Genomic DNA, 16,542 nt, shown 5'->3' on the forward strand with positions numbered 1-16,542 from the left:
GGCACCCGCCCGGGACCGTACACCGGACCGCGCCTCACACCTCCCGGCGCATGCACACCCGCGGCCACCGGTCCAGCCCGTGCGCGGCCTCCCTTGCCCTGACCGCGCGGAGCTCCGGGGTGATCTCGTGCGCGGGCAGCCGGCGGAAGCCGCAGCGTTCGTAGTAGGGCGCGTTCCAGGGGACGTCGGCGAAGGTGGTGAGGGTCAGAGCGGGGATCCCCGCCGTGCGTGCGGTGGACGCCAGGTGGTCCAGGAGGGCCCGTCCGATGCCGCGGCGGGCGGCGTCGGGGTGGACGGAGACCTGCTCGACGTGGAGGTTGCCGTCGATCCGGTCGGCGAGCAGGTACGCGACGGGACGGCCCGGGCCCCCTCCGCCGTCCCCCTCCCCTGCCTTCGCCGCCACCCAGGCCCGTCCGGTCCTGCGGTACCCCTCCAGCTCGTCCAGCGGCGGCGGCTCGTCGGCGGCGATCTCCGCCATGCCGACCTCGCGGAACCGGCGGCCCGCCGCCCGTTCGAGGTCCTGGAGCAGCGGCAGTTCGGTGGGGAGGGGAGGGCGGATGCGCATGGGGGCAGTGTGCTGACGGAACGCGTGGTGCGTCGAACGGTTTTCAGGAGCGGGCCGGGCGGGCATCGGGCACCGGCCGGCGGGCGTGGTGGCCCACAACACCCCCACCCTCCCTCCGGAAGCCGGACGGCGGACGGCGGACGGCGGACGGCGGACGGCGGACGGCGGATTTGCCACCGAGCACCGGAGTCGCCGCGGACACCCCGGTCACCGCCCGCCGAACAGGTTCCGCACCCGCCGCCGCGCCCGGCCGGCCGGGCCGTAGTCGTCGTCCCCGTCCTGGTCCGACTCCTCGTCGGAGGCGTTGAGGACGGTCCAGCTAACCGCCGAGACCGCCGGTTCGAGGGAGAGCCGGCTGACGGCCTCCTCCAGAAGGCTGTCGTCACGGCGTTCGGTGGTCAGATCTGCGGAGACGGTGACCTTCCCGGCGTCCTCCGCGTCCCGGCTGTGCACCGAGCGCAGCCGGAAGCCGGGCCGGCCGACGGCCTGGACGACGAGGGTACGGACGTGGGCCTCCTCGGGTTCGGTGCAGACGACCTCGAAGTGGTAGTCGGTCGCCACCTCCGCCCCGCCGCGCGGCTCCCGGTCCAGCCGCCGGGCGAGCGGGCGCAGCAGGGTGTTGGCGGCGACGACACCGGCCGTGCCGAGGATCGCGATCACGTACAGGCCGGAGCCGGCGAGCGCGCCGACGGCTGCCGAACACCACAACGTGGCGGCGGTGTTCAGACCGCGCACCCTCAGGCCGTCGCGCATGATGACGCCCGCGCCGAGGAAGCCGATGCCCGAGACGATCTGGGCGGCCACGCGGGAGCCGTCGTAACCGGTGGTGCTGGTGGCGTCCGTGAAACCGAACGAGGAGAGCAGCACGAAGAGGGCGGACCCGGCGGCGACGAGCGCGTTCGTCCGCAGCCCCGCCATCCGGGCCCGCCACTGACGCTCCAGCCCGATCACCGAGCCCAGCGCCAGCCCGGCCCCGATGTTGGCCGCCGCGTGCCACTCGTGCACCATCATCCGTCTCCTCCTCCGGTTGTCTCCTGCGTCGCTTTGGTATCGGCGGGTCCCCGCTCACCGTTGAGTCGACGACACACGGGCATGGCCGCCGCACGGCAGTGGCCGGGTGTTCGTGGCCGTAGTGGTAACCGTGGCTGCGGTTACGGCTGTGCCCCCGTCACCGCAGCCCGCCGAACACGGGAAAGACCGCACGGGGACGGGTGCGCAAGGCCTCCGGGGGCACAGCGCGGGCACGGCCGGCGTCCCACCTGTGGGCGCGAACCAAGCGATCACCCCGCCTGCCCCATCGCGACGGCTCCCACACCTCGCCCCGCACGGACGCCTCCGGCCACTGCCACGCCTCGTCCCGCACGGACGACTCCGGCCACTCAAGCCGCTCCGGCCGCCGCTGCGACACGTCAGCCGAAGAAGCACCGGTTGTCCGGGAGACCCGGGGGCCCGGAAGCCTCACGGGCTCGCACGGGCCACTCCGGGAAGGGACTATCCGCAGTCGCCCAGGATCGACCCGGAGGGGTCCGGTGCGTACGTGGCGTACAACATGAACAGCTCGACCGGAATGGTCAGCACTCCAAGCCAGGCGCCGGTGCAGGCCAGCAGCCCCGGCTTGGTGTCCGCGAGCCGGATACCGTGCCTCCGACGCATGCGTCGGGCGAGCAGGACACAGACGACCACCGCGGAGATGCCCAGGGCCGGGCCGCCCCACGCGGCGACATGTTCCGCCTTCGGGAAGGGCATGCGTCGGCACGCCGCCTGCTGGCGGTCGACCCAGTCGTTGTCGATGCTTTGGACCTGCCACGAAACGATCACGCCGACAACGGTCGCGAGCGGCACCCACAGTGCGGCGACCACGCTGCCGGGCGTAGGACGACGTCCGGGCTCCGGCTTTTCGGGTGAGGAGGAATGCGACCTGGTCATCAGTACCAATCCGGATGGGGGCGAACAATATGGACGCGCTGTTCACCGTGGTTCCTGGCCGCGATGTGCTCCCGGGCATCAAGGCTGACGTTCTGCCAGGAGCTGGTGTGCTGGGAGAGTTTGACGTCACCGTCCGGCGTCACGGAAGTGACGACCGCAGCATGGTAGGTCTCCCCCTGGGGCTCGCCTCCCGGGTCCTCGGCCACCTGCTGGTAGAAGATGACATCCCCGGGACGCGCTTGCGACCTGGGCACCTCTTCGCCGCCATTGCGCATCAGGAACTTCTGCAGACCTTGGGCCGACGCCCAGGAACGGGAGTGATAGGCCCGCTGGTCCCACCAGTCGGACAATCCAGTGGTGCTTTCCCGGCCCCACGTATTGTCGCCGTGAGGCCCCCACATGGAATCGAACTTCTTCTCCATCCCACCGGCTTCAAGTGCGGAGGAGACGAAGTTGGCGCAATTGTTCTTGAATTTGACGTCGTCCGCCTTGTCCCAGTGGTCCAGGGCGTAACGCACCATCTCGACTCGGTCGATCTTGCCCTCAGGCCCCCTGAGCTCCCGACCGACTTCGGGCGGCAAACCCTTGAGATCCGCGATGGTCACCGGCTCCGCCAGCATCAGCGCCTTGCGCTGAGCCGGTGTCAGCCCATCCCACCAGTCCCGGACGAGACGAGGATCCTTCCCGACCGGTATGTCCCCTCGCAGCATGTCGATCTCGAGGTGAGCGGTTTCGGTGAGGATGTCGTTGTGCGCCACCCCGGTGTCCGAAACGTCGATCTTGGTCGCCAGCTTGTCCAGTTCGGCGGACGCCTTGGCGTCCGCCTGCCCCGCCTGCCGCAGCGCCTCTTCGATCAGGTTGTTGACCCGGTACGCCTGCTCCTGCTCCTTTCTGTAGTCGTCGCGCACCTTCTGCGGAATGCCGGGACCTATGGGTGCCGCACCCGAGTACACGCCCACCGCACGGCCGTCCCGGATTTCCAGTCCGTACTCGGCGGCCATTTCCGCCGCATGGAACAACGTGCGCTGGGACCACTCCATCGACGAGGCCAGCCCATCGATGATCATGGCGACGCCCTTGATGATGTCCCCGCCGGCTTCGAGGCGGTCGGCCAGGTCCTCCAGGCGTTTGCCCGCCTTTTTGCCCATGGCGTCGGCCCAGTGATCGTCGAGCGGTTTCTTGCCCTGATCGCGGATGTCGTCCGCAGCGGTCGAGGAACGGCGGGCGAGAGCGATCCAGTCGTCGGCCGCTTTCTGCCACTGGTCGACGTGAGCGTTGTACAGGTCGTGATAGGAGACCATGCTCACTTCCCCCCGAAGTCGCCCAGGCCGTGCTGGAGCCTGCGCATGGCGTCCCGGGCCTGCTTGTCCGTGGCGTCGTAGTCGTTCGCCGCCCCGTGGAGGTTTTCGGCCATGCTGTTCATCTGCTTGGCCAGGTCGATCATGTGGTTCTCCCAGGCAGTCGCGCAGCGCTTCAGGGCCCCTGCCGACTTCCAGCCGTGATCGCTGCCGGCCACCTTCTCACTGGAGTCGAGCGATTTGCCCAGGTTCTCCACGGCCTTCTCGGCGGCGGACTGAGTCCCGTTCCCGCCCCGGCGCACCTGGTGCGTTTCTATGTCGATATCCATATTTGCCCCCTGATGATCGAGGGAACAGTTTAAGCCAGTCCGGAACACGGAATGCCGTTTGAACAACCGCCAGACGCCCCACGCGCGTTACCGCCAAGTGCGGGCCCAAGGCCTGCGGGGGGGGGAGGGCAGAGGGGAGGATCACACTGTGGTTCCGCCTGGCCCGGTGAGCTGCGAACCACGCGTCCCGCGGAGGCGGGCCGGGGCGGTACCGGAGACGGGCCGGGGCGGCACCGAGCCGCCGCCACAGCCCCGGACGGAGCGGGGCGGCCCGGTCTCTTCACCGGTGCCGCCCCGCTTCCGCACGGCGGTCGCCGCGCGTGCCGTTTCACGTCGCCTTACGGCGACACCAGCGTCTTCCAGGTGCCGATCCGCTTGGATGCGGTGTCCTCGTACAGCGAGGTCTCGCCCTCGACCCAGCGGACCAGCAGGTCGTTCCGTCCGCCGGTGCCGGTGAAGTCGCCGGCCGCCATGGCGGAGTTACGGGTGTAGGACGGGTGGGCGGGCTGCAGGACGGTGCCGGTGCCGAGGCGGCCGGACGTGGGGGTGATGCCGGAGAACGCCTCCAGCTTGCCGTCGGCGCGGCGGACCAGCAGGTCGGTGCCGCCGCCGGAGAGCTGCCCGGTGGTGAGGGAGACGGCGTCCTTCCAGGCGGCGTCCTTGTTCGCCAGGGTCCGCTCGCGGCCGGTGCCGCTGCCGGTCACGCCGCTGTGCAGGGTGACGTCGCCGTCCTTCCAGCGCACGACGACGTCGTCGGCCTTGCCCGGGCCGAAGGCGCCCGCGGTGATCGCGGTGGCGTACTTCCAGTCGGAGCCCGCCTTTTTGACCACGTACTCCTTGGTGCCGCCCAGGTGTGCCGCGCTGACGTCGGAGAAGACGCTCACCTTGCCGGTGGTGGTGTCCTTCTTCTCGTCCTGGGCCCACAGGACCATGAGGTCGGGACGGCCGTCGCCGGTGAAGTCGCCGGTGGTGACCGAGCGGGCGTTCTTCCAGAAGGACTTCTGCTTCGCGAGGGTGCGCGGGTCGCCGAAGCCGCCGCGCCCGTCGCCCGGGTAGAGGGAGGCCTCGCCGTCCTTCCAGATGACCAGCAGGTCGTCGTGCCCGTTGCCGTCGAGGTCGGCGGCGACGACGTGGGTGGCGTACTTCCAGTCGCCCGCGGGCCCGGGGAGCCGGCCCTCGTACAGGCCGTTCAGCGGGGCCGTGCCGGGGGTGCCGTCCGCGACGGCCGTGCGGTAGAGGTCCTGGATCTCCTGCCCGTAGACGGGCGAGTAGCTCATCCAGTCGTCGTGGCCGGCGCTGTTCACCGGGCCGCCGCCGTTGTAGCCGCCGACGTTGCCGATCACGTCGCCGGTGCGTGTCTTGGCGTTGTAGCCGGTGATCCAGGGGCCGCCGGAGACGCCGCCGTAGAAGCCGGCGCACCGCATGGCCATCTGGCGGTAGCCCGCGAGCCGTTCGGTCGGCACGGTGCAACTGATCGCCCGCTGGCCGTTGCCGTTGAGGTGCGGGTAGCCGTAGACGGTGACCTTGTTGGCGAGGCGCGGGGTGTTCCGCAGCCGCAGCCCGGCGCCCGTCACCTCCTCCACCTGCTTCTTGCGCTTGAGCTCCGGGCCGACGCGGAGGAACGCGAAGTCCAGGTCGGAGTCCGCCTTCACGCTGTTGGAGTCGTAGTTGGCGTACGTGAACGCCTTCTCCACCGGGTAGCCCCCGAAGGGCTGGTCCTTCACCGCCTTGCCCTTGCGGAACTGCGGAATGAAGATGCCGTTCCGCTGCGCCCGCCCGGCGCAGTGCCCGGCGGTGAGGACGATGTTGCGGTGCGCGCTGCGGATCACACTGGCGGAGCAGAAGGTGGCGCCGGTGGCCTTGTCGTCAAAGAAGAACGTGCCTACGGCGGGTATGCCGTCCCCGTACGCGCCCTGCGGCGTGCCCTTGGGGGCGGAACCCACGCGTCCCGGGGCGGCCAGCCCACGGGTGGCGGCGCTGGGGGCGGCGATCCGCGCGCCCTGACCGGCGTCCAGCGGCACGGCCGAGGCGAGGCGCTCGGCGGTCCAGTAATTCACCAGGGCGTCCGGGTCCGTGACCGGCTTCGTGGTGGTGGCCGGCTTCGTGGGTGCGGCCGACGCGGAGGGCGCGGACGCGGAGGGCGCGGGCTTCGGCGCCGTCCCCGGGCCGGGGGCCGCGACGGCTGTGGTAGCGGAAGCGCCCCAGGCCGCCATGGCGATGACGGTGGCGAGGCTCCGGGACCATCTGGAAGGTGATGTCAAAGCGACTCACTGCACTAGGGGACAAATATTCGATCGAATATTTGCACAGCGCAGTCGTGGTGCGGCTTCCGGGGCCGGGGCGGGTGACGCTTGTCAGGGTTCGGTGGGCTCTGCGGGGGGGGCGCGTCGGGGAGGCGATAGGCGGGGGCGCGAGGGCGCGGGCAGACAGCGGGCGGGGGCCCGGGCAGACAACGGGCGGGGGCGCACGGGCGGGCAACAGGCGGGGGCGCGTCGGGGAGGCAACAGGCGGGGACGCACGGGGAGGCAGCAGGCAGGGGCGGGCGCGGGCAAGCGTTCAGCCGGCGTGGCCGGGCGGCGGCCGACGGGCGGGCTCCGGCAACGGACAGCGGGTGGCGGACGGCGGGTGACGGACGGCGGCAGGGCTCAGGCAACGGGCGGCGGACAGCGGGCGGCGCGCGGGCTCAGGCAACGGACGGCCTGAGCCTCCTGCCCCGCGCCCGCCCCTCCACCGCCCCGCCCCCTTCCCCTCACACCGAAGAGAAGCCGGGCCGCCCCGCCCGCGACACGAAACTCGCGTCCGTACCGACCGGCGCCCCCGGCCGCGTGGCGTACGGCAGGACCCGGTAGTCGGCCCGGACGCTGTCCGGGGTGAAGGTGACGACGACGTACCCCCGCCGTTCCGCGTAGTACTTGATGTGCGGATTGACCCGCATCACGTTCTCCCAGTCGTCCGGCCGCTCGACCCCGTCGAAGCCGCTGGACACGGACGTGCCGACGATCTCGACGCCGAGGGTGTCGGAGGCCGGGTCGTCGAAGTCCTCCTTGATGTCCATCGCGTAGTGCACGTGGACGTCACCGGAGAGGACGACGAGGTTGGCGATTCCGGCGTCCCGCACTCCCTGGAGGATCCTGTTCCGCGAGGCGGGGTACCCGTCCCAGGCGTCCATCGACACGCGGGCCCGTCCGACGTTGCCCTTGCGCTGGCAGAAGGCCACCTGCTGGACGACGACGTCCCAGGTCGCGCGGGACTCCCGGAAGCCGTCCAGCAGCCATGCCTCCTGCTCGGCCCCGGTGAGGGTCCGCGCCGGGTCCTCGGACTCGGGTCCGGGGAACTTCCAGCCGTCCCCGTACGCCTGGTCGGACCGGTACTGCCGGGTGTCGAGGACGTCGAACCGCGCCAGGTCCCCGTACCGGAACCGCCGGTACAGCCGGGCGTCCGGACCGCTGGGGCGCTGCGCCTCGCGCAGCGGCATGTGCTCCCAGTACGCCCGGTAGGCGGCGGCGCGGCGGCGCAGGAACTCGTCGGCCGGCAGGTTGTGCTGGGAGACGGCGCCCGCGTAGTTGTTCTCGACCTCGTGGTCGTCCCAGGTGACGATCCAGGGGTGCGCGGCGTGCGCGGCCTGGAGGTCGGCGTCGGTCTTGCCGAGCGCGTAGCGCAGCCGGTAGCCGTCGAGAGTCGTCAGCCAGTGGTTGAAGACCTCGGGAAGCTGCTGCTCCCCGCTGTAGCGGCGGGCACCGGCCTGCGCGTTGATCTCGTTCTCGTAGATGTAGTCGCCGACGAAGAGGACCGCGTCGAGTTCCTCCCGGGCGAGGTGCGCGAGGGCCGTGTAGTAGCCCTCGTCGTACTGCATGCACGAGGCCAGGCCCATCCGCACCCGTTCGACGTCCGCGCCGGGCGCCGGCGCCGTTCTCGTCCGCCCGACCGGGCTGGTCCACGGCCCGCAGCGGAAGCGGTACCAGTACGTCCGGCCCGGCTCCAGCCCGTCGATCTCCACGTGGACGCTGTGCGCGTCCGCGCCGTCGGCCGCCGCGACGCCGCCGCACACGACGTCCCGCAGTCCCTCGTCCGCCGCCACCGCCCACTCCACCGGAATGCGGCACTCCGGCGGCAGCCCGCCGTCCGCCTCCAGCGGACGCGGCGCCAGTCTCGTCCACAACACGACCCCGTCGGGCAGCGGATCCCCGGACGCGACGCCGAGCGTGAACGGATCCTCGGCCACCTCCCGCCCGCTCAACTCCCTGTCCGACCGCCGCTGCCGCATCTCGCGCGCCATGCGCTCCACTCCCTCCGGTAACGGAGCCCGACGGGACGAGCGTACCGCCGGGCGAGGCGGACGGGATCCCGTCGTGCGGGGCCGGGGTGGTCAAGTGGACGGGCGACGACGGCCCTTCTGCGCCTCCGCCCAAGAGGCACATGGGCGAACCGGACAACGCCGCTCTGGGCACCCGCCGTTCCGGCGACCACACGAGCGCGCGCCACCGCGACCGACTCCCGCGGGGACGTCAAGTCGCAGAGGCCCTCTTCCCCTTCCGATTCCCGTTCCAACGGGCACAGGAGCCGGTGCGTACCGGGTGGCTCGGCCCGGGGCGGCGCCGGAACGCCGCGGTAGTGGTCGGCGCGGCCAGGACGTGGACGCGCCGAGGGCGAGGGTCGCGGGATACGAGCCGGCCGGTTGCCCCCTGACCATCCGGGCCGCGGTGATGTTTCCGCCCGGAACGGTCGGGCCGACGGTCTTCCGCAGGGGGGCGGGCCGCCGCCGGCCTTTGCTCCCCACCTCAGCTTCCCCGTGCGGAATCGCAGGCGCGGCACGCCGTCGCGCGGGCCGGGTCGTAGCGGCGTTGGCCGCAGGCGCAGAGGGGCCAGTCGAGGCAGGTGGGGCACTGGCGGTAAGGGGCGGCGACGGGGACGCCGCAGGCCCCGTCCCTGCCGGTGCACTCGGAGAGGGGCGGGCGGTGGGCGACGGCTTCCGCCGGGGTGCGGTCGTCCGCCGTGCGGTGCGGCTCCTCGTCCGGCCCGGAGGCCGTGTCGGGCGGGCCGGGCAGCGGCGCGCGGCCGCGGCAGGCGCGGCAGGGGAGGTCCGGGTCGTCGGGATGGAAGCCGTCCTCGCAGCCGGCGTGGCAGCGGGCCGGCTCCAGGAGCCATCGGACGACGTCGTCCGGCCCGTAACCGTCCCGCTTCTCGTCCGCGTTCCGACGCAGGGGGCGGTCCGCCCAGCTTCTCCACCAGCGGCGTTCGACGCGTTCGACGAGCTGCCGCGCGGTGCGGTGCTCCAGTTGCGACCGGATCGTCCGCATCGCCTCCGGCGGGTACGCGCCGCCGCAGGCGCGCAGGAGCCGGTCCGGGACGGCCGCCAGGACCGCCCGCAGCGGGTCGCGGGAACCGGCCTGTTCCAGGCACCGGTCACAGCGGTCGCGGGCGGCCGTGTGCGGATAGAAATGGCGACGCCAACGGCGTTTGCGGTCCTTGCGCGCCTCCGGTTCCACCACGGACACCTCGAAGTGGCGCTCCGGCAGCGGGCCTTGGCAGATGCGGCACCTGCCCCGGCAGGTCAGGCAACGGCCGCCCACCGGTGTGGGCGCCTGACAGTCCGGGCACTCGCGCCTGCACACCTCACACAGGTGGTCCTCCGGGTGCGGCACCGGCAGCCAGCGGTAATCACCCTGACAGCGGATGCACTTGGCCGGGTTGACCTCGTCGTTCGGGGTGGGGAGGACGGGACGCCCCGGGCATAGGTCGCAGCAGACGAAGGAGCTCCCGTGGCGGCGGCGGATCATGCGGCGCTCCCGGCGTGGTGGACGGCGGGGGGTGCCAGCGTAACGGGAGCGGCGGGCGGCTCGCCGGGCCATTCCCGGATTCTCCGCCGGATACTCCGCCAAGTCCTCCGCCGTGCCCTCCGCCGGGTCCGGACCGTGGCGTTCCCCTGACCAGCGGACAGCGGCGAACGGCGGGCTCCCGCCAGTGGCTCCGGTGGAGCGCCGGCGCCTGACCGATGACCGTACGGCGGTGGCCGGCCGGCGTCGTAAGTGGGAGCTGATCTCCTCCAGCGTGCGGGCGCCGGCGACTCGGTTGGGTGAGGGCGCCGGGGCTGACGGGCTGACGGCGGCGTGGAGTGCTGGGTGGGCGCGGGGGTGGGGGCAGGGTGCTCGGCTGGCGGCTGGCGGCTGGCGGCTGGCGGCTGGCGGCTGGCGGCTGGCGGCTGGCGGCTGTGCAGGGTGCCCGGCTGCGCAGGGTGCCCGGCTGCGCAGGGTGCCCGGCTGCGCAGGGTGCCCGGCTGGCGGCTGCTCGAGGCACTGGACGGACGGCGGCAGGGGGCTCGCCCGACGACTGCCGTCGCAGATGGCTGACAACAGTGCCGGGGTACTCGGCCGACGACCCACCGCGGTGCGGAGTGCTCAGCCGACGACCGCCTGCCGTGCGCGGTGGTCGGCCGACGACCGCCTGCCATACGGGGTGCTCGGCTAACGATCGCCTGCCGTATGCGCTGCTCGGCCGACGGCTGCGGGCTGCGGGCTGCGGGCTGCGGGCTGCGGGCTGCGGGCTGCGGGCTGCGGGCTGCGGGCTGCGGGCTGCGGGCTGCGGGCTGCGGGCTGCGGCGAGGGTACTCGTCCGACGTCGACGCGCGATGCTCAGCGGACGCTGAGGCGAGGTGGTCAGCCGACGGGCCGCCTGGGCGTCCGCTGACAGCCGCGTCACGCGGCAGACCGAGACGCACTGCCGGCACGCCCCCCGGACCTTCGGCCGGCGCGGCGGCGGGCACGGCCGGCGCGGCAGAGGACGCGACGGCGGACGCGGCAGAGGACGCGGCGACGCGCGCGGGCCTCACTTCGCCGGCCCGTCGCCCGGGGCCGGTGCCGCCGCCCGGGCGACGACGAGGAGGAAGAGGCCGCAGGCCGTGACGAGCGCCCAGCCGGGGCGGGTGGCGTGGGCGAGGTTCGCGGGGGCGACGCCCGCGACCAGGCCGCCGGCCACCGCGATGCCCACCGCCGAACCGGCCTGCCGCGCCGTGGAGGTGACCGCTCCCGCCACGCCCGCCCGGGACGGCGGGAGGCCGCTGACGGCGGTGTTGGTGATCGGCGCGTTGGCGAAGCCAAACCCCATGCCGATGAGCGAATACGCGGTCAGGAGCCATGCGACGCCGGTGTCGCGGCCGAGACCGGTCAGACACAGACCGCCCGCGGCCAGGAACCCGCCGGCGGCGAGCAGCGGACGCCGGGGTCCGAAGCGCGCCACCAGGGCGCCGGACCACGGCGCGCACACGGTGGCCCCGAACGCCATGGGCAGTGTCGCCGCGCCCGTCGCGAGCGGCGACCAGCCGCGGGCGTGCTGGAGGTAGAGGGTGTTGAGCAGGAGCGTGACGTTCAGCGCGACGAACACCGCCACCGCGCCGAGCACCGCCGTGGCGAACGGCGGACGCCGGAAGAGGTCCAAATCGACGAGGGGTTCGCGCTGACGCCTCTCCACCAGGACGAAGGCGAGCGTCGTCGCGGCGATCACCGCGTACCCGGCCACGGCCCAGGGCGACGCCCAGCCGACACGGGGTCCCTCGATCAGGACGCCGACGGACAGGAACAGCGCCACCGTGAGCAGGACTTGTCCCGGCAGGTCGATCCGCCGCGTCCGCTGCCCACGGGACTCCGGTACGAACACCGCCACCAGGACGAGCGCCGCCACGATCACCGGCGCGTTGATCCAGAACACCGCCCGCCAGCCGAACGCCGCGATGAGCCCGCCGCCGGTGACCGGGCCCGCCGCCATGCTGAGCCCGAAGACCGACCCCCACACCCCGATCGCCCTGGCCCGCTCGCGCGGATCGGGCATCGCGTTCACCACGATCGCCAGCGCGACCGGGCTCAGCATCGACGCTCCGACGCCTTGCACCGCCCGGGCGGCGACGAGCAGGGCGGGCGTGGGCGCGAACGCACGCGAGGGACGCGGCGCCGAAGACGCTCAGCCCGCATTGGAAGATCCGGCGGCGGCCGAAGCGGTCCGCGAGCGCTCCCGAGGCGATGAGCAGGCCGGCCAGGACCACGGTGTACGCGTCCACGACCCATTCCAGGCCGCGGGTGTCCACGCCGAGGCCGTGACCGATCTCGGGCAGACCGACGTTGACGATGGTGGTGTCGAGGCCGACGAGGAACATGCTGAACGCGCAGACGGCGAGGATGGTCCAGCGGCGGCGGGTGCTGAGGGTGGAGGGAGCGGAGGGAGCGGCGCGCGCCGGCTGGTCCGGCTCGTCTTGCCGGTTTTCCGGCCGGTCGCCCGGTTCGTCCGAGTACACGGCTGAGGAGGTCGTCGCGGTCACCTGAGCCCACCTTCTGTCCGGTTTCGTCTACCGGACCATGCTCGGACCAGGGACGGGCGCCGGCCCAGCGTCTTTGCGGAGACCGCAAAATGGGCTCCATGCACGACACCGACGACTCGGGCGACACCGACGACACCGACGCCCAACTAGCCGAGACCCTGGCGGCCATCGGACCGCGCCTGCGGACACTGCGGCACGGCCGCGGCCTCACTCTCGAAGCGCTCGCGGACGAGACCGGAATCTCTGTGAGTACGCTGTCCCGCCTGGAATCGGGCAAACGGCGTCCCACACTCGATCTGCTCCTGCCGCTCGCGCGTACGCACCGTGTCGCCCTCGACCAGTTGGTCGCCCCACCGGCCACCGGCGACCCTCGCGTCCACCTCCGTCCCCACCTCCGCAAGCCCGGGAGTGTCCTGGTACCGCTCACCCGGTACCCGGGCCGCGTCCAGGTCTTCAAGCAGGTGCTCGCACCGCGCGAGCTGAAGCTGGTCACGCATGTCGGACACGAGTGGCTGTACGTCCTGGCGGGCGAGCTGCGTCTCGTCGTCGGGGAGCGCGATTTCACCCTGCGGCCGGGCGAGGCGACGGAGTTCGACACGAGCGAACCGCACTGGTTCGGGCCCGCCGGCACGGAGGCGGTGGAAATCCTGCACCTGTTCGGTCCGCACGGGGACCAGGCGGTGGTACGGACGGGGGCGCCGGAGGGCGACTGAGGGGTGCGGTGCGGGGTGAGCGAGGTGAACGGGGTGGCCGCCTGACGGACTTGAAGGCGCGCAGGTGGCGAAGGGTGGTCCCCGCGGGCGCGGGGGTGGTCCGGTCCTGTCCACAAGGGTGAGGCGTGGGTTTTGGTGGTCCCCGCAGGCGCGGGGGTGGTCCGCCGACCTGAAGCTCATGGGGCGGCGTACGTCGTGGTCCCGCGAGCGTGGGGGTGGTTCACGGCAGGCCGGGGCGAAGGCACGGCAGTGGCAGGGGTCCCCGCCACGCGGGGGTGGTCCGTCCTCGCATTCCTCGCACCCTTCGCACGGGCAGGGATCCCCGCACACGCGGGGGAGGGACGCCCTCGACGTCACCCCACCCCCACCACTCCCCGCCGGTGAATGGCCACCCCCGCCCCCCGCAGCGGCACTCCCGTCCCGCCCCTCCGTACCGCGACGATCTCCGCCGCGATCGACAGGGCCGTCTCCTCCGGCGTCCGCCCGCCCAGGTCCAGTCCGATGGGTGACCGGAGACGGGACAGTTCCTCCTCCCCCACCCCCGCCTCGCGGAGCCGCGCGAGGCGCGCCTGATGGGTCCGCCGGGAGCCCATCGCACCCACGTACGCGACGGGAAGGCGGAGGGCCCGTGTGAGGAGGGGGATGTCGAACTTCTCGTCGTGCGTGAGGACGCAGAGAGCGGCGCGCGCGTCCAGGCTCTGGCTGTCGAGGTAGCGGTGCGGCCAGTCGACCACGATCTCGTCCGCTTCCGGGAAGCGGGCGCGGGTGGCGAAGACCGGGCGTGCGTCGCACACCGTGACGTGGTGGCCGAGGAACTTGCCGACCCGCACCAGAGCCGCCGCGAAGTCGATCGCGCCGAAGACGATCAGGCGCGGCGGCGGCACGCTGCACTCGACCAACAGCTCACGCGTCCGGCCGCAGTACGCGCCCTCGGCGCCCAGCGTCAGGACGCCCGTCCGGCCGGCGGACAGGAAGGCGGCGGCCTCCTCCACCAACCGCCGGTCGTCCACCGACGCGGAACCGGCCGGAGAACCATCCGGGGAACCGGCTGAGGAACCAGCCGAAGAACCGGCCGGACCGCCCGATTCATCAGCCGTACCGTCGGCCCAAGCACCGAGCGTCCCCGAATACCCCCCGTCCCCCCTGACCACAAGAGCCCCCGGAGCGCCGTCCACAGCGCGCACCATCGCCACCGCTTCCCCCCGCGCCGCCGCCCCGAGCGCCTCCGCGTACACGTCCCGCCAGGTGTCGCCGACCCGCACCGGCGTGATCAGGACCTCGATCACGCCTCCGCACGTCAGTCCCACCGCGAACGCGTCCTCGTCCGAGTAGCCGAAGCGTTCCCGCCGTCCCCGCCCGTCGCTCAGTGCCTCGCGGCACAGGTCGTAGACGGCGCCTTCGACGCAGCCGCCGGAGACCGAGCCGATCGCCGTGCCGTCGGCGTCCACCGCCAGGGCGGCACCGGGTTGTCTCGGGGCGCTGCCGTGGACGGAGGCGACGGTGGCGACGGCGAAGTCGCGGCCTTCCGCGCACCAGCGGTGCAGTTGTTCCGCGATGTCCAGCATGGTCGGAGCCCGCCTCCCGCTAGGTGACCGCCTACTCGACTGCCTGCCCGACCGCCACCGGGTCGCCTACTTGACGCCCAGCCAGTTCTCGATCGGATGCAGGGCAAAGTAGACGGCGAAGACGACCGTCAGCACCCACATGAACGCCCCGGGCTCCCGCCATTTGCCCTCGGCCGTCCGGATGGCGGTGTAGGCGATGACGCCCGCGCCGACCCCCGCCGTGATGGAGTACGTGAACGGCATGAGGACGACGGTGAGGAACGCGGGCACGGCCACCGCCCGGTCGTTCCAGTCGATGTGCCGCGCGTGGCTCATCATCATCGCACCGATGACCACCAGAGCCGCCGCCGCGACTTCCCCCGGAACCATCCGGGTGAGCGGGGTGAAGAAGAGGCAGGCGGTGAAGAGGAGGCCGGTGACGACGGACGACAGCCCCGTACGGGCCCCCTCGCCCACGCCCGTCGCGGACTCGATGAACACCGTCTGGCCCGACGCGCCCGTGACCCCGCCGATCGCGCCGCCCGCGCCGTCGACGAGCAGCGCGCGGCTGAGGCCGGGCATCCGGCCGCGGTCGTCCGCGAGACCGGCTTCCGTGCCGACGCCGATGATGGTGGCCATCGCGTCGAAGAAGCCGGCCAGGACGAGCGTGAAGACGATCATTCCGACGCTCAGCGCGCCCAGCGACCCCCACCCCCCGAACGAGACGTGGCCGAGGAGGGAGAAGTCGGGCAGGGAGACGGCCCCGCCGTGCAGTTCGGGCGCGCCGGACTGCCAGGTGCCGGGGTCCGGGTCCGCGACGGCGTTCACGGTGACGGCCAGGACCGTGCCGGTCACGATGCCGATGAAGATGGCCCCCGGCACGTTCCGCGCCTGGAGCATGAAGACGATCAGGAGCGTCACGCAGAAGATCAGGACGGGCCAGCCGGCGAGTTCCCCCGCCGGACCGAGAGTGACCGGCCCGCCGCTCTTCGCCGCGTGCACGAACCCCGCCTTCACCAGCCCGATGAGGGCGATGAACATCCCAATGCCGATGGTGATGGCGTGTTTGAGCGCCAGGGGAATGGCGTTCATGACGAGTTCGCGGAGGCCGGTGAGGACCAGCAGGACGATGACGCCCCCGTACATCACGCACATGCCCATCGCCTGCGGCCAGGTCATGTGCGGCGCCACCTGGGTGGAGAGCACGCCCGAAACGCCGAGGCCGGCGGCGAGCGCGAGCGGGACCTTGCCGACGACGCCCATGAGCAGCGTGCAGACGGCCGCGGCCAGCGCGGTCGCCGTGATCAGGGCGGAGTGGCCGAGGGTGTTCCCCGACGCGTCCTTGCCGGACAGGATCAACGGGTTGAGCAGCAGGATGTACGACATCGCCATGAACGTCGTGATGCCGCCGCGCACTTCGCGGGCGGCCGTCGAACCACGTGCCGTGATCTGGAAGTACCGGTCGAACCTGGCGAGCCGGGACCTGTCGGCCGGAGGACACGAGCCCGCGCTCGCGTCCGCGGCCGTGGCCGCCGGCTCCACGGATGGCTGGGTCATGGTGGGGGCCTGCTCCTTTGATGCCGGGCAGTGTTGACGATGCCGGGCGGTGCCGACGCTGCCGCACGGTGTCGACGACGCCGGGCAATGCCGACGACGCCGGGCAGCGCGGGCGAATGCCGGACAGTGCCGATGCCGGCAGGGGGGTGGGGGGCGGTCGATCCGTTCGGTAGATCCGTTCGGTCGGGCGGATGGGTGAGTGGGTGAGTGGGTGAATGGGCTGACGGACAGCCGGACAAAACGACGGACGGGCGGACGGGCGGACGGGCGGACGGGCGGACGAACAGGACAGACGGGCGGACGAG

At 72.5% G+C, this 16,542-nt stretch carries 11 protein-coding genes and 1 pseudogene; 1 reads left to right on the forward strand and 11 read right to left on the reverse strand.

Annotated features, from left to right (window positions below; all coding sequences use genetic code 11):
* Positions 1-34: 34 nt before the first annotated feature.
* The 9 genes and pseudogenes from ACZ6X9_RS26225 to ACZ6X9_RS26265 form a co-directional block, all read right to left on the reverse strand.
* The gene (locus ACZ6X9_RS26225; RefSeq protein ID WP_469780461.1) at positions 35-565 is read right to left on the reverse strand and encodes a GNAT family N-acetyltransferase; all 531 of its coding nucleotides are present in this window, start codon (positions 563-565) and stop codon (positions 35-37) included.
* Between the two features lie 207 nt (positions 566-772).
* Positions 773-1,576 carry an MgtC/SapB family protein gene (locus tag ACZ6X9_RS26230; RefSeq protein WP_469780462.1) on the reverse strand — a complete coding sequence of 268 codons (804 nt, stop codon included), beginning with the start codon at positions 1,574-1,576 and terminating at the stop codon, positions 773-775.
* 480 nt (positions 1,577-2,056) lie between these two features.
* Positions 2,057-2,425 (reverse strand): hypothetical protein, encoded by a 369-nt coding sequence (locus tag ACZ6X9_RS26235; RefSeq protein WP_469780463.1) that lies wholly within the window; start codon positions 2,423-2,425, stop codon positions 2,057-2,059.
* A 65-nt stretch (positions 2,426-2,490) separates the two neighbouring features.
* Positions 2,491-3,792: an amidase domain-containing protein gene (locus ACZ6X9_RS26240; protein ID WP_469780464.1), complete on the reverse strand. Its 1,302-nt coding sequence runs from the start codon at positions 3,790-3,792 to the stop codon at positions 2,491-2,493.
* A gap of 2 nt (positions 3,793-3,794) precedes the next feature.
* Positions 3,795-4,118, reverse strand: coding sequence for a hypothetical protein (locus ACZ6X9_RS26245; RefSeq protein WP_469780465.1), 324 nt, complete (start codon positions 4,116-4,118; stop codon positions 3,795-3,797).
* 338 nt (positions 4,119-4,456) lie between these two features.
* Positions 4,457-6,379 carry an FG-GAP-like repeat-containing protein gene (locus tag ACZ6X9_RS26250; protein ID WP_469780466.1) on the reverse strand — a complete coding sequence of 641 codons (1,923 nt, stop codon included), beginning with the start codon at positions 6,377-6,379 and terminating at the stop codon, positions 4,457-4,459.
* 488 nt (positions 6,380-6,867) lie between these two features.
* Positions 6,868-8,394 carry an alkaline phosphatase D family protein gene (locus tag ACZ6X9_RS26255; RefSeq protein WP_469780467.1) on the reverse strand — a complete coding sequence of 509 codons (1,527 nt, stop codon included), beginning with the start codon at positions 8,392-8,394 and terminating at the stop codon, positions 6,868-6,870.
* A gap of 502 nt (positions 8,395-8,896) precedes the next feature.
* Entirely contained in the window at positions 8,897-9,895 is a 999-nt protein-coding gene (locus ACZ6X9_RS26260; protein ID WP_469780468.1) for a hypothetical protein, read from the reverse strand.
* Between the two features lie 1,045 nt (positions 9,896-10,940).
* A pseudogene (locus ACZ6X9_RS26265) lies at positions 10,941-12,261 on the reverse strand (MFS transporter).
* A 251-nt stretch (positions 12,262-12,512) separates the two neighbouring features.
* Here ACZ6X9_RS26265 and ACZ6X9_RS26270 point away from each other — a divergent pair.
* Positions 12,513-13,136, forward strand: coding sequence for a helix-turn-helix domain-containing protein (locus tag ACZ6X9_RS26270; protein ID WP_469780469.1), 624 nt, complete (start codon positions 12,513-12,515; stop codon positions 13,134-13,136).
* A gap of 353 nt (positions 13,137-13,489) precedes the next feature.
* Here ACZ6X9_RS26270 and ACZ6X9_RS26275 read toward each other — a convergent pair whose 3' ends face one another.
* Together ACZ6X9_RS26275 and ACZ6X9_RS26280 are read right to left on the reverse strand one after the other, a co-directional pair.
* On the reverse strand, positions 13,490-14,701 hold the full coding sequence (locus tag ACZ6X9_RS26275) for an XdhC family protein (RefSeq protein WP_469780470.1): 1,212 nt from the start codon (positions 14,699-14,701) through the stop codon (positions 13,490-13,492).
* Positions 14,702-14,767: 66 nt separating this feature from the next.
* Positions 14,768-16,237, reverse strand: coding sequence for an NCS2 family permease (locus ACZ6X9_RS26280; protein WP_469780471.1), 1,470 nt, complete (start codon positions 16,235-16,237; stop codon positions 14,768-14,770).
* Between the last annotated feature and the right edge of the window lie 305 nt (positions 16,238-16,542).

This window comes from Streptomyces sp. NPDC052910 (assembly GCF_055585605.1).